The sequence below is a fragment of the Streptomyces sp. NPDC002004 genome (genome assembly GCF_053593975.1).
This window is the reverse complement of record NZ_JBSFDP010000054.1, coordinates 16,158-29,292: the sequence shown is the minus strand read 5'-3', so window position 1 is coordinate 29,292 and position 13,135 is coordinate 16,158. Positions and strand designations below refer to the sequence as shown.

Below are 13,135 nucleotides of genomic sequence, written 5' to 3'. Positions count from 1 at the left end.
ATGTCCGCGATCACCGGGATCTGCGACTTGCGGGCGATGGTGGCCAGCGCGTCCGCGTCGTCCTGGGTGGGGCAGGCCACCCGGACGATCTGGCAGCCGGACGCGGTCAGCTCGGCGATCTGCTGGAGCGTGGCTCCGATGTCCGACGTGCGCGTCGTGGTCATCGACTGCACCGAGACGGGTGCGTCTCCGCCCACGGCGACGGATCCGACCTGGATCTGCCGGCTCTTCCGACGCTCGGCGAGCTTGGTCGGAACGGACGGCATGCCGAGAGAAATCGCAGTCATCTGCTGTGCAACCCCAAGGTATGGATCAAGGTCCCGTAATCAGCGGGCTCCGGCCTTCGAGGTTACGGCACCCGCAGGGGCCGGAGCACACGGCGTCCTGGTGTGCCACCCGATGGGAGGCGGCCGGGCATGGCCTTCCTTCCGGGAGGACCGGCCTCCGCGGAAGGTCACCCTGCCCGGCCTCCGTGACGATGCCGTGATCGGCAGCGCAACCGGGCTCGGCCGGAATGTGACCGGGACCTGTTCAGGCTCCGGTCAGGAGATCCGCACCGGGTTCACGACGTCGGCGATCAGCACCAGGATCGTGAAGCAGATGAAGATCCCGGCCACCACGTAGGCGACGGGCATGAGCTTGGCGACGTCGAACGGGCCCGGGTCGGGCCGCTTGAGGACCTTCGCCGTGTTGCGGCGCAGGGACTCCCAGACGGCGCCCGCGATGTGGCCGCCGTCGAGCGGGAGCAGCGGCAGCATGTTGAACAGGAACAGCGAGAGGTTGAAGCCCGCGACGAGGAACAGCATCATTGCGATCTGGTTCTCCGGCGGGATGTTCAGCGTGAAGACCTCGCCGCCGACGCGGGCGGCGCCGACCACGCCCATCGGGGAGTCCGGCTCGCGCGGGCCGTTGCCGAAGGCGGCGTCCCACAGGGCGGGGACCTTGCCCGGCAGCGAGACGATCGACTCGACGCCGTTCTCCATCATGTCGCCCATGCGGTGCACGGACTGGCCGAAGGACTGCTGGACGATGCCGGAGGCCGGGGTGAAGCCGAGCCAGCCCGCGTAGAGGTACTGGCCCTGGACGTAGCCGCCCTGGCCGTCGATCTTGCTGACCTTGTTCCTGATCAGATGGGTCTTGAGCTCCACCGGCCTGCCGTGCCGCTGGACGGTGAGGGTGACGTCCTTGCCGGGGTTGGCGCGGATGTCGGACTGCAGCGCGCCCCAGTCCTCGACCGGCCTGCCGTCGAAGGCGATGATCTTGTCCCCGGCCTTGAGCCCCGCCTCCTTGGCGGGCGCGACCGGGTCGCCCTTGTGGCAGGAGTCGCCGTCCCTGCTGGCCTGGACGACGCAGTCCGAGACCTTGCCGACCGTGGTGGTCTGGGTCTGCACGCCGAAGGTCATCATCACGCCGAGGAAGATCGCCACGGCGAGGATCAGGTTCATGAACGGGCCGGCGAACATGACGATGATCCGCTTCCACGGCTTGCGCGTGTAGAAGAGCCGTGTCTCGTCGCCCGGCTGGAGTTCCTCGAAGGCGGCCGACCGGGCGTCCTCGATCATGCCGCGGAACGGCGATGTCGAGCGGGCCTCGATCCGGCCGTCCGGCCCTGGCGGGAACATGCCGATCATCCGGATGTAGCCGCCCAGCGGAACGGCCTTGATGCCGTACTCGGTGTCGCCCTTCCGGCGCGACCAGATCGTCGGCCCGAAGCCGACCATGTACTGCGGAACGCGGATGCCGAAGAGCTTCGCGGTCGACAGATGCCCCAGCTCGTGCCAGGCGATCGAGACCAGCAGTCCGATCACGAACACGACTATGCCGAGGATCATCATCAGTGTCGTCATGCACGGGCCTCCGCGGTCTGCGCCGTCTGTTCCGTCAGTTCACGGGCCCGGGCGCGAGCCCAGGTCTCCGCTTCGAGGACGTCCGCGACCGTCAGCGGAGTTCCCGTGCGGGGTGTTCCGTGCTCCTCGACCACCCGTGTGACAGTCTCCATGATGCCGTTGAACGGCAGGGCGCCGTTCAGGAACGCGTCGACGCACTCCTCGTTGGCGGCATTGAACACCGCCGGGGCGGTGCCCGCGAGCTCCCCCACATGCCGGGCGAGGCCGACGGAGGGGAAGGCCTCCGTGTCGAGCGGGAAGAACTCCCAGCTCGACGCCTTGGTCCAGTCGAAGGCGGGCGCGGCGTCCGGCACCCGCTCGGGCCAGCCGAGCCCGATGGCGATCGGGCCGCGCATGTCGGGCGGTGTCGCCTGCGCGAGCGTGGACCCGTCGGTGAACTCCACCATCGAGTGGACGTACGACTGCGGGTGGACGACGACCTCGATCCGGTCGAACGGGATGTCGTACAGCAGGTGCGCCTCGATCACTTCGAGGCCCTTGTTGACGAGCGTGGCGGAGTTCACGGTGATCACCGGCCCCATCGCCCAGGTCGGGTGGGCCAGGGCGTCCTCGGGCGTGACGTCCGCGAGCTGCGCCTTCGTACGGCCCCGGAACGGTCCTCCCGAGGCGGTGACGACGAGCTTGCGGACATCGGCCCGGGTGCCCGCCGCGAGGGCCTGGAAGAGGGCGGCGTGCTCGGAGTCGACCGGGATGATCTGCCCGGGCTTGGCGAGCGCCTTCACGAGGGGGCCGCCGACGATCAGCGACTCCTTGTTGGCGAGCGCGAGCGTGCGGCCCGCTTCGAGGGCGGCGAGGGTGGGCGCGAGCCCGATCGAGCCGGTGATGCCGTTGAGGACGGTGTGGCACTCGGATGCGGCGAGCTGGGTCGCGGCGTCGGGTCCCGCCAGGATCTCCGGGAGCGGCTCCCCGTCCCCGTACTGTCCGCGCAGCGCCTCGCGCAGTGCCGGTACGACGTCCTCGCGGGCGACGGCGACGGTGCGCACGCGCAGCCGGTGCGCCTGCTCGGCGAGCAGCCCGACCCGCCCGCCGGCGGCGGACAGTCCGGTCACCCGGAAGCGGTCGGGGTTGCGCAGGACGAGGTCGATGGCCTGCGTGCCGATCGACCCGGTCGAGCCGAGGATGACGATGTCCCGCCGTCCGTCCACGGGATCGAAGACGAGGTGGGGATCGGCGAGGGGGGATGGGCTGTCGCTCATCCCCCTATTGTTGCGTGATCCCCTGTCCGGCCGGACAGGGCGCCCCGGTCGGGGCGCCCCGCGGTTGACGGACGGGGTGCGCGGGCCGGTTCCGGGGCTCAGCGGACGGGGCGGTGGACGTTGTCGCGGGCGGAGGGGCCGGGTGTGGCATCGGCGATCCAGGGACCCTCGCCGCTGGGGTCGACGATGCCGTCCTCCAGCCAGGTGTACGCACCGCTGAGCACGCCCTTGACCAGCTTGCCGTCGTCGCTGTCCGTGTTGGTCCACAGACGGGCGAAGAGTTCGTCGGCGCGGATGCGGGCCTGCTGGCAGAAGGTGTCGGCGAGCTGGTAGGCCTCGCGGCCGTGCTCGCCGTTCCTGCGCAGCATGTCGGCCCGTACGCAGGCGGCGCTCATCGCGAACAGTTCGGCGCCGATGTCGACGATCCGGCCGAGGAAGCCCTGCTTGGTCTCCATACGGCCCTGCCAGCGGGACATGCCGTAGAAGGTGGAGCGGGCGAGCCTGCGGGCCGCGCGTTCCACGTACCGCAGGTGCCCGGAGAGGTCCGCGTGACCGTGCGGGTGGAACTCGGCATACGAGCGCGGGAGCTGCCCCGGTCCCGCGATCAGCTTCGGCAGCCAGCGGGCGTAGAAGGCGGTGGCGTGGGCGCCCGCCTTCGCCTTGTCGGACATCGACTTCTCCGGGTCGATCAGGTCGCCGGCGACCGACAGGTGGGCGTCCACGGCCTCGCGCGCGATCAGCAGGTGCATGATCTCCGTCGAGCCCTCGAAGATGCGGTTGATGCGCAGGTCGCGCAGCAGCTGCTCGGCGGGCACGGCGCGTTCGCCGCGGGCGGCGAGCGAGGCGGCGGTCTCGAAGCCGCGGCCGCCGCGGATCTGGACCAGTTCGTCGGCCATCAGCCAGCCCATTTCGGAGCCGTAGAGCTTGGCGAGTGCGGCCTCGATACGGATGTCGTTGCGGTCCTCGTCGGCCATCTGCGAGGAGAGGTCGACGACCGCCTCCAGCGCGAACGTGGTCGCCGCGATGAACGAGATCTTCGAGCTCACGGCCTCGTGCCGGGCGATCGGCCTGCCCCACTGCTCCCGCACCCCCGACCACTCGCGGGCGATCTTCAGACACCACTTGCCGGCACCGACGCACATCGCGGGCAGGGACAGCCGCCCGGTGTTGAGCGTGGTGAGCGCGATCTTCAGGCCCGCGCCCTCGGGGCCGATCCGGTTCGCCGCGGGGACCCGCACGCGGTGGAAACGCGTCACGCCGTTCTCGATGCCGCGCAGGCCCATGAAGGCATTGCGGTTCTCGACGGTGATCCCCTCGGACCCGGCCTCAACGACGAAGGCCGTGATCCCGCCCTTGTGGCCCTCGGACTTGGGGACGCGCGCCATGACGACCAGCAGGTCGGCGACGACGCCGTTGGTCGTCCACAGCTTCACGCCGTCGAGGACGTAGTCCTCGCCGTCGGGCACCGCGGTGGTGGCGAGCCTGGCCGGGTCGGACCCGACATCGGGCTCGGTGAGCAGGAACGCCGAGATGTCCGTCCGGGCGCAGCGCGGCAGGAAGGCGTCCTTCTGCTCCTGCGTGCCGAAGATCTTCAGCGGCTGCGGGACGCCGATCGACTGGTGGGCGGAGAGCAGCGCGCCGATCGCCGGGTTCGCGGAGCCCGCGAGGGACAGCGCCTTGTTGTAGTAGACCTGCGTGAGGCCGAGGCCGCCGTACTTGGTGTCGATCTTCATTCCGAGCGCGCCGAGCTCCTTGAGGCCGTTGATGACCTCGTCGGGGATCTGCGCCTCGCGCTCGATCCGGGCGGAGTCGACCTTGGTCTCGCAGAAGTCGCGGAGTTTGGCGAGGAATTCCTCCCCGCGCTGCACCGCCTCGTCGTCCGGGAGCGGGTGCGGATGGATCAGGTCCAGCCGGAAGCGGCCGAGGAAGAGCTCCTTGGCGAAGCTGGGCTTGCGCCAGTCCTGCTCGCGGGCGGCCTCCGCCACCTGGCGCGCTTCGCGCTCGGAGACGGTTGGCCTGGGGGTGGATGCGGTCATGAACGACTCACCTCGCCGGGGCGTTCCGGTCAGTGGGTTACCAAGCGGTACTACTCGGTCGTACCCGATTCCGGGCCCGGCCACCACCCCTCGGGGGTCGTTCGGGGTACGGCGCGTGGTTCTCGTCCCCCGCCCCGGACTCCGGGCGCGGCGGAAGCGGAACGGCCGGAGCCCCCGCACAGTGGGCTCCGGCCGTCGGACCGGCGGGCAGGACAGGTGCCCGCCGGGGTTCCCGGGGCGCCGTTCGGCGCCGGGTGGTGTCCTTACAGGGCGATACCGGTGAGGACGAGGACGCGCTCGTAGGTGTAGTCGTCCATGGCGAAGCGGACGCCCTCACGGCCCACACCGGACTGCTTGACGCCGCCGTACGGCATCTGGTCGGCCCGGTACGAGGGCACGTCGCCGATGACCACGCCACCGACCTCGAGCGCCCGGTGCGCACGGAACGCGGTCTGCAGGTCGCGCGTGAACACACCCGCCTGGAGGCCGAACTTGGAGTCGTTGACGGTGGCGAACGCCTCGGACTCGCCGTCCACCTTCTGCACGGTGAGGACCGGTCCGAAGACCTCCTCGCAGGCGAGGGTGACATCGGCCGGAACGTCGGCGAGCACGGTCGGCGCGTAGCTGGCGCCGTCCCGCTTGCCGCCGGTCAGCAGCTTGGCCCCGCCGTTCACGGCCTCGTCGACCCAGGACTCGACGCGCTTGGCGGCGTCCTCGCTGACGAGCGGGCCGACGTCGGTGGAGTCGTCGGACGGGTCACCGGTGCCCTGCGCCTCGACGGCGGCCACGATGCGCGGCAGCAGCCGGTCGTACACGGTGGCGTCGGCGATCACCCGCTGCACGGAGATGCAGGACTGGCCGCCCTGGTAGTTCGAGAAGGTCGCGATGCGGGTCGCGGCCCAGTCGAGGTCCTCGTCGGTGGCGAAGTCGGCGAGCACGACCGCCGCGCCGTTGCCGCCGAGCTCAAGCGTGCAGTGCTTGTGCGGCACCGACTCCTGGATGGCGTAGCCGACCTTGTCGGAGCCGGTGAAGGAGATGACGGGCAGACGCTCGTCCTGCACCAGGGCGGGCATGCGGTCGTTCGGGACCGTCAGGACCGACCAGGAGCCCGCGGGCAGGTCCGTCTCGGCGAGCAGCTCGCCGAGGATCAGGCCGGACAGCGGGGTCGCCGGGGCGGGCTTGAGGATGATCGGCGCGCCGGCCGCGATCGCCGGGGCGATCTTGTGGGCGCACAGGTTCAGCGGGAAGTTGAACGGCGCGATGCCGAGGACGACGCCCTTCGGGAAGCGACGGGTGAACGCCAGCCGGCCCTGGCCGCCCGCGTCGGTGTCGAGGCGCTGGGCCTCGCCGCCGTTGAAGCGGCGGGCCTCCTCGGCCGCGAAGCGGAACACGGAGACGGCACGGCCGACCTCGCCGCGCGCCCACTTGATCGGCTTGCCGTTCTCGGCGGAGATCAGCTGGGCGATCTCCTCGGTCCGCTCGACGAGGCGCTTCGACACGTGGTCGAGGGCCGCGGCCCGGACGTGGGCGGGAGTGGCGGCGAACTCGTCACGCACGGCGTACGCGGCGGCGACGGCCTCCTCGACCTGGTCCTCGGTGGGCACGCTGACGGTGCCGACCGGTCGTCCGTCCCAGGGGGAGGTGACGTCGAAGGTGGCCTCGCCGGTGGCCTGGCGGCCGGCGAGCCAGAAGGCGTGGGTGGAAGTCATGTCGAGTCCCGGCCCTTCCGCGGTTGGGTGTCTGTCCTGGGCGCCCGCGTTCCGTGTCCGTGGCACGGTGCGCGAGCTTTGTCACTCCCACGGTAGGGGCGCGGCGGCCGGGGGTCGTTTGTCCGCTCCGTAGCAGTCGCGGAGCGACCCGCACCGCTTTGTCACTGTAGGCGTACGAGTGGGACCTCCCAGGCCCTCGACCGCCCTGTCCGCCGCCTGTTCGCCGCCTACTCGCCGCTCGCGGAGGTCGCCTTGAGCGCCAGCCAGAGCTCCATCCGGACGTCCGGGTCGTCCAGCGACCGTCCGAGGATCTCCTCGACCCGACGCATCCGGTAGCGCAGGGTGTGGCGGTGCACGCCCAGGTCCGCGGCGGCGGCGTCCCACTGGCCGTGGCGCGACAGCCAGGCCCTCAGGGAGGCGACGAGGTCGCCGCGTCCGGTGGCGTCGTGTTCGTACAGGGCACGCAGCAGCCCGTCGGCGAAGGCGCGCACCGCGTCGTCGGCGAGCAGCGGCAGAACGGACCCGGCGGCCACCTCCTCGTGCTCGACGAGGGCGCGGCCGCGCCGGCGGGCGACGGACAGCGCCTGCTCGGCCTGCTTGTACGCGGCGGCCGCCGCGATGGGTCCGGCGGGTGCGGAGAGGCCCACGACGAGCTCGTCCTCGGCGGGCGCGGGCCGGTCCCCCGGCTGGGTGCGGGCCGGCGCCGGCTGCTCCCCCGCCTGGGCTCGGGCGGCCTCCACGGCCTCGGCGTACTGCGCGCAGGCCCGCGCGGCGGCGCCGTGGTCGACGGCGAGGAGTACGAGCCGGTCGCCCTCGGGGACGACGAGCACGGCTTCTCCGGAGCGCGCGGCGGCGGATTCGACGACGTCGGCGAGCGCGGCCAGCGGATCGCCGCCCGACGGGCCGCCGGGCACCTCCGCCACCGCGGAGGCGCCCGGTGCGGGCTTCGTGGAAGCCACGCGGGCGTGGCCGTCGGCGTGCGCACGCGCGGCCGACGCGGACGCCGACTCGGCGATGATCAGCCGGAAGGGGGCGTCGAGGAGGCCGTTGTACAGATCGCCGGCCACGGCGCGTGCGTGGTCGGGTTCGCCGGCGAGCAGCATGCGCAGCACGGCGGCGCCGATCCGCTGTTCCGCGGCGTGCAGCGAGCGGGACCGCTCGGTGGTGAGGGTCAGCAGTGCGATCGCGGAGTGGACGGCATAGCGCTCGGCGGTGCCCAGGGTGGACGCGGTACCGACGGCGAGCGCGGCGCGCGGCCTGCGTCCGGTGCCCAGCGAGTGCAGCTCGATACGGTCGTCGGCGCCCCCGACGACCGCGCTGGCCGGGGCGGGCCGCTCGCGCAGCCGCTCCACGTCCGGGGTGAGCCGGGCGGCGCGGCGGGACGCCCACTCGGGGGCGGTGGCGACGACGGCACCGGACGCGTCGTACAGCGCGGCCCAGCCGTCGACCTGGTGGGCGAGCGCGGCGAGCATGCCTTCGGGGCCGCCGGCGAGCGCCTGTTTCGTCAGCTCCCGCTGGGCGGCGAAGCCTGCCGTGACCGCGCGGTACTGGTCGGCGGCTATCGCCGCGGAGACCGCCTTGCTGATGGCGAGGAACGGAGTGCGGCGGGGCACCTCCAGGAGCGGGAGGCCCTCGGCCCCGGCCGCCGCGACCAGCGCCTCGGGGATCTCCTCGTAGTGGACACCGACCGCGAAGCCGAGGCCGACGACGCCCGCACCCACGAGCCGCTTCACATAGCGGCGCATCGCCTCGGCGTCCTCGGCGTCCAGCTTGAGCGCGGTGATCAGCAGCAGCTCGCCGCCCTCCATGTACGGCACGGGGTCGGCGAGTTCACTGGCATGCGCCCAGCGGACCGGGGTGTCCAGATGGTCCTCGCCCGCACGCACCGTGAGCTTGAGCGCGGAGTGGTGGACGAGCGAGGCGAGGGTGGGTGGCATGAGGCCTTCAGGTCTGCGGCGATCGATGATCATTTGGCCGCCGTGTATGAACGGCCCATATCGATTCTGCCTCACCGTACGGTGCCGTGGTGACCGAACCTCCCGTCCCGCGGGGCTTGTGGGGCGCCGCCGCCGAGCTCACCCGGCGAGGTCCACCAGGAGCGGGGGCGCGTGCTCCCCGCGCACGGTCGTCAGCGAGAGCACCGCGTGCCCCGGCGGCACCTCGTGGGCCAGCTCGGACGCGGACCAGCGCTCCCGCTCGACCTTCCGCACGGTGACGGCGTCCGTGGTCACGGCCTTGCCGGTCACCAGCTTGCGCAGGGCGTGGATGGCCCGGGTCATGGGCTGGTCGGCGAACACGGTGTGCTTGGCGACCTCGCGGGTCTCGACCCACTCCTTGCCCCACGCCTCGGCGAACCGCCTGCCGTCCCAGGTCGACACCCCGGCGAACGCCATACGGCAGCCCACGGCCCCGTACAGCGGACCCTGCAGCGCCTCGGGGACGTCGCCGACGGTCCGCAGGGTCAGCACCACCCCGGCGTTCACGGAGCGCAGGCGCTGGATTCCGCGCACCGTCTCCGGGGTGAGCGCCGCGGTGGCGTCGTCCAGGACCAGGGAGAGGAAGTGCGTGCGCTGCCCCTCGGTGCGGGCGACGGCCGTGAACTGGGCCAGGACGAGACGGGTGATCAGGCGCGACGCCTCCTCGTGCCCGCGCCGCGGCAGATCGATGCGCACCCGGAGCGGGTGATGGGCCACCGCGCGCAGCGAGAAGGGCCGTGCGCTGCCCCCGCCGCCGAAGAACTCCGCGAAGACGGGCCGGTCCAGCAGGGCCAGCCGGTCGGCCATGGCGGGCCCCGGGTCGGCGGCGGTGCCCGCCTGCCGGATGCGCGCCTCCAGTTCGCGGACCATGGCGGGGTCGTCCGCCGGGAGGGCGTCGCGCAGGGCCGCCAGCGCCGAGGGCACCCCTTCGAGGAGTTCGCGCAGCGCGGGCACGGGTGGGAACCTGCCGTGGGCCGCCCGGTAGGGGCCGAGCACCTGGGCGAGAACGGTTGCCGCGCGCCTGCTGTCGACGGCCTCGATGTCGCCGACGAGCCCTTCGGCGAGGAACGCGGCGGCCTCGTCCGGATCGACGGCGTCGGCGTAGAGGTCCAGGTCGTGCACGGACGCCGGGTCGCCGAGCTGTACGACCACGTCGTAGGCGTCGTCGGGGCCCAGCGGGGTGCCGGCGGCTCCGACGGCGACGACGGCGCACTCGCCGGTGAGCGCCTGGAGGGCGAGCGACTCCACGACGGGCCGCACGAGTCGCTGCGTCTTGCCGGTGCCCGCCGGGCCGACGGCGAGCAGCGAGGTCCCGAGCACCGCGGTGTCCAGGGCCAGCCCGGCGCCGCGGTGCGCCTCGGGGTTGCGGACGTCGTCCACGCACCCCCCGATGCGGACCTGCCCCAGGAGCAGGTCGTGGTGCGCCGCACGGGTCGGCAGGTCCCGGTCCCCCGACGGGTGGGCCCAGGCGGCGGCGCCCCGGCGCAGCACCGTGTCGGTGAACGCGGCGAGGCCCGCGGGCCGGCCCTCGGCCGAGGCCCAGGCGCGGCGCACCCGCGCGCAGTCCACGTCGTTCATACGGCCGCTCTGCACCTCGGCGGTGAGCAGGTCCGCGGCCTGGTGCTGGCCTTCGGCCCTGACTTCCGGCCAGGTGGCCGGGGGGCCGGCCGGTGCCGCGGCCGCGGCGTCCGTCCCCCGGCGGTCGGCGCGGGCGCGCCGCCACTGCCGCACGAGGTCCCGCCAGCCGCCGATCCTGGCGAAGGGCCACAGGACGCCCGCGGTGATCAGCGCGTAGAGCCCGTAGGTGACCAGCTGGGACTGGAACACCTGGTAGCCGCCCGCGAGCAGCGTGACGAGGGAGAGGACGGGAGCGGCGACGGGGAGCGCGTCCCAGTCGACGCCGGGGAAGGCGTCCGGCCAGACGAACGACAGGGCCACCACGGCACCGAGAGCCGCGAGCGCCGCGCGCACCGGCTGCTCGCGGCGGACGACGAAGTGGCGGACGACCTGGGGCCAGCTGCCGAGACGGGCGACGGCGTAGACCAGCAGCGCGAAGAAGACCCCTTCGTACACGACCCGGGCCTCCCCTCCCTGCCAGGTCCGGGGGCTCGTCGTGGGGGTCCACCACCAGTCGCCCGGCGTGAGTACGGTCAGCGGGACCCACTGGTAGGGAAGGGCGCCCTGGCGCCACAGGGACCAGACGAACAGGCCCACGAGCAGCGGAACGGCCATACCGACGATCGTGACCGGGGCGAGCCGCCCGGATCGCTTCGGCTTCTGCGCCGGGCGGTACGCGTACCGCCAGATCCCCGGCCCCGCCTCGGGCCGCGCCGTGTTCAGCCACTCGCCGACCGCAGACCCGCCGGGCGGCGGCTGCTTCGGCACGGGCGGCGGCCCCACGGGCCCCGCGGGTGCGTGGGCGGGCCGGGGCGGTGCGGATGCGGACCCGATCGGCGGGGTCGTCGGCCGCGGGATGGGACGGTCGTGCGTGCCGCGTGCGTCCTGCGTGCCGTCGGTGTCCATGGCCCCTGCCCCCTGACCAGCCGCTCTTGCCTTCGCGGCCAATCTAGTGCCCCTGCACGGGGAGTTCACCGGTTACGCGCCCGGCGCAACGGGAACTCGTCGCCTCCGGGCGGCCGCTCCGCCTATGTCCACGACGGACAAGGCCCACCCCCAACAACGCCCCCATGGAGCATGCCTCCACCCCCACGCCGGCCCTAGCCTGCGGAAGAAAGCATCGAAAAGCGTCCGCAAGACCCCCAGGAGCCCGACATGACCGCACTTCCGCAGGAGCGCCGCGTCGTCACCGCCATCCCCGGCCCGAAGTCGCAGGAGCTGCAGGCCCGACGCACCGCCGCGGTCGCGGCGGGTGTGGGCTCCGTGCTGCCCGTGTTCACCACCCGCGTGGACGGCGGCATCATCGAGGACGTCGACGGCAACCGTCTGATCGACTTCGGCTCCGGCATCGCCGTGACCTCCGTGGGCGGCTCCGCCGAGGCCGTCGTGCGCCGCGCGTCCGCGCAGCTCCAGGACTTCACCCACACCTGTTTCATGGTCACGCCGTACGAGGGCTACGTGGCCGTCGCCGAGGCGCTGGCCGAGCTCACGCCGGGTGACCACGCCAAGAAGTCCGCGCTGTTCAACTCGGGCGCCGAGGCCGTCGAGAACGCCGTCAAGATCGCCCGTGCGTACACCAAGCGCCAGGCCGTCGTCGTCTTCGACCACGGCTACCACGGCCGCACCAATCTGACGATGGCGCTGACCGCCAAGAACATGCCGTACAAGCACGGCTTCGGCCCGTTCGCCCCCGAGGTGTACCGCGTCCCGGTCGCGTACGGGTACCGCTGGCTGACCGGCCCGGAGAACTGCGGCCCGGAGGCCGCCAAGCAGGCGATCGACCAGATCTCCAAGCAGATCGGCGCCGACAACGTCGCCGCGATCATCATCGAGCCGGTGCTCGGTGAGGGCGGCTTCATCGAGCCGGCGAAGGGCTTCCTGCCCGCGATCCGCCAGTTCGCCTCCGACAACGGCATCGTCTTCGTCGCCGACGAGATCCAGTCCGGCTTCTGCCGCACCGGCCAGTGGTTCGCCTGCGAGGACGAGGGCATCGTCCCGGACCTGATCACCACCGCCAAGGGCATCGCGGGCGGTCTGCCCCTCGCCGCCGTGACCGGCCGCGCCGAGATCATGGACGCCGCGCACGCGGGCGGCCTGGGCGGCACCTACGGCGGCAACCCGGTGGCCTGCGCCGGTGCGCTGGGCGCCATCGAGACCATGAAGGAGCTCGACCTCAACGCCAAGGCGAAGAACATCGAGGCCGTCATGAAGGCGCGTCTGAACGCGATGGCCGAGAAGTTCGACATCATCGGCGACGTCCGCGGCCGTGGCGCCATGATCGCCATCGAGCTGGTCAAGGACAAGGCGACCAAGGAGCCGAACCCGGAGGCCACCGCCGCGCTCGCAAAGGCCTGCCACGCCGAGGGTCTGCTCGTCCTCACCTGCGGCACCTACGGCAACGTGCTGCGCTTCCTGCCGCCGCTGGTGATCGGCGAGGACCTGCTGAACGAGGGCCTCGACATCATCGAGGGCGCGTTCGCCCGCGTCTGACGCGCCCGCCGCTCCTCGCATCCACGGCTGTGACCTGGGGTAACGCGCAGAGCATGTGAAGAAGGTGTGCGGGGGCGATGTCGGGATGACGATCCATCTGTCCCGCGTCGCCCCCCTGCCGTAGGTTCTAGCCAGATGAGAGAAACACCCCGCCCGCAGGAGACTGTGGGCGACACCGGGACGGAGCCTCCCCAGCCTCGTTCT

Annotated in this window: 8 protein-coding genes; 1 reads left to right on the top strand and 7 read right to left on the bottom strand. The window is 72.4% G+C overall.

Annotated features, from left to right (window positions below):
* From ACWCP6_RS35405 to ACWCP6_RS35375, 7 genes are all read right to left on the bottom strand, one after another.
* The coding region (locus ACWCP6_RS35405) for a flavodoxin-dependent (E)-4-hydroxy-3-methylbut-2-enyl-diphosphate synthase (RefSeq protein ID WP_450769415.1) at positions 1 to 287 on the bottom strand (287 nt) is incomplete at its 3' end.
* 255 nt (positions 288 to 542) lie between these two features.
* Entirely contained in the window at positions 543 to 1,847 is a 1,305-nt protein-coding gene (locus ACWCP6_RS35400) for a M50 family metallopeptidase (protein WP_450936755.1), read from the bottom strand.
* Positions 1,844 to 3,103: a 1-deoxy-D-xylulose-5-phosphate reductoisomerase gene (gene dxr, locus ACWCP6_RS35395; protein ID WP_450936754.1), complete on the bottom strand. Its 1,260-nt coding sequence runs from the start codon at positions 3,101 to 3,103 to the stop codon at positions 1,844 to 1,846. Before dxr ends, ACWCP6_RS35400 begins: the two co-directional genes overlap by 4 nt.
* A 98-nt stretch (positions 3,104 to 3,201) precedes the next feature.
* Positions 3,202 to 5,139: an acyl-CoA dehydrogenase family protein gene (locus ACWCP6_RS35390; RefSeq protein WP_450936753.1), complete on the bottom strand. Its 1,938-nt coding sequence runs from the start codon at positions 5,137 to 5,139 to the stop codon at positions 3,202 to 3,204.
* Positions 5,140 to 5,402: 263 nt separating this feature from the next.
* Positions 5,403 to 6,848 (bottom strand): aldehyde dehydrogenase family protein, encoded by a 1,446-nt coding sequence (locus tag ACWCP6_RS35385; RefSeq protein WP_450936752.1) that lies wholly within the window; start codon positions 6,846 to 6,848, stop codon positions 5,403 to 5,405.
* 227 nt (positions 6,849 to 7,075) lie between these two features.
* On the bottom strand, positions 7,076 to 8,785 hold the full coding sequence (locus ACWCP6_RS35380; RefSeq protein WP_450936751.1) for a PucR family transcriptional regulator: 1,710 nt from the start codon (positions 8,783 to 8,785) through the stop codon (positions 7,076 to 7,078).
* Positions 8,786 to 8,923: 138 nt separating this feature from the next.
* On the bottom strand, positions 8,924 to 11,347 hold the full coding sequence (locus ACWCP6_RS35375) for an ATP/GTP-binding protein (RefSeq protein WP_450936750.1): 2,424 nt from the start codon (positions 11,345 to 11,347) through the stop codon (positions 8,924 to 8,926).
* Positions 11,348 to 11,596: 249 nt separating this feature from the next.
* On the opposite strand from ACWCP6_RS35375, the gene gabT reads away from it, so the two are divergent.
* Complete coding sequence (gene gabT / locus ACWCP6_RS35370) at positions 11,597 to 12,931, top strand: 4-aminobutyrate--2-oxoglutarate transaminase (RefSeq protein ID WP_450936749.1); 1,335 nt, start codon at positions 11,597 to 11,599, stop codon at positions 12,929 to 12,931.
* Positions 12,932 to 13,135: the final 204 nt, after the last annotated feature.

What these genes read in the sequence shown, in the direction of transcription:
- ACWCP6_RS35400 (WP_450936755.1), bottom strand. Translation starts at nt 1,847, where the DNA reads ATGACGACACTGATGATGATCCTCGGCATAGTCGTGTTCGTGATCGGA.
- dxr (WP_450936754.1), bottom strand. Translation starts at nt 3,103, where the DNA reads ATGAGCGACAGCCCATCCCCCCTCGCCGATCCCCACCTCGTCTTCGAT.
- ACWCP6_RS35390 (WP_450936753.1), bottom strand. Translation starts at nt 5,139, where the DNA reads ATGACCGCATCCACCCCCAGGCCAACCGTCTCCGAGCGCGAAGCGCGC.
- ACWCP6_RS35385 (WP_450936752.1), bottom strand. Translation starts at nt 6,848, where the DNA reads ATGACTTCCACCCACGCCTTCTGGCTCGCCGGCCGCCAGGCCACCGGC.
- ACWCP6_RS35380 (WP_450936751.1), bottom strand. Translation starts at nt 8,785, where the DNA reads ATGCCACCCACCCTCGCCTCGCTCGTCCACCACTCCGCGCTCAAGCTC.
- ACWCP6_RS35375 (WP_450936750.1), bottom strand. Translation starts at nt 11,347, where the DNA reads ATGGACACCGACGGCACGCAGGACGCACGCGGCACGCACGACCGTCCC.
- gabT (WP_450936749.1), top strand. Translation starts at nt 11,597, where the DNA reads ATGACCGCACTTCCGCAGGAGCGCCGCGTCGTCACCGCCATCCCCGGC.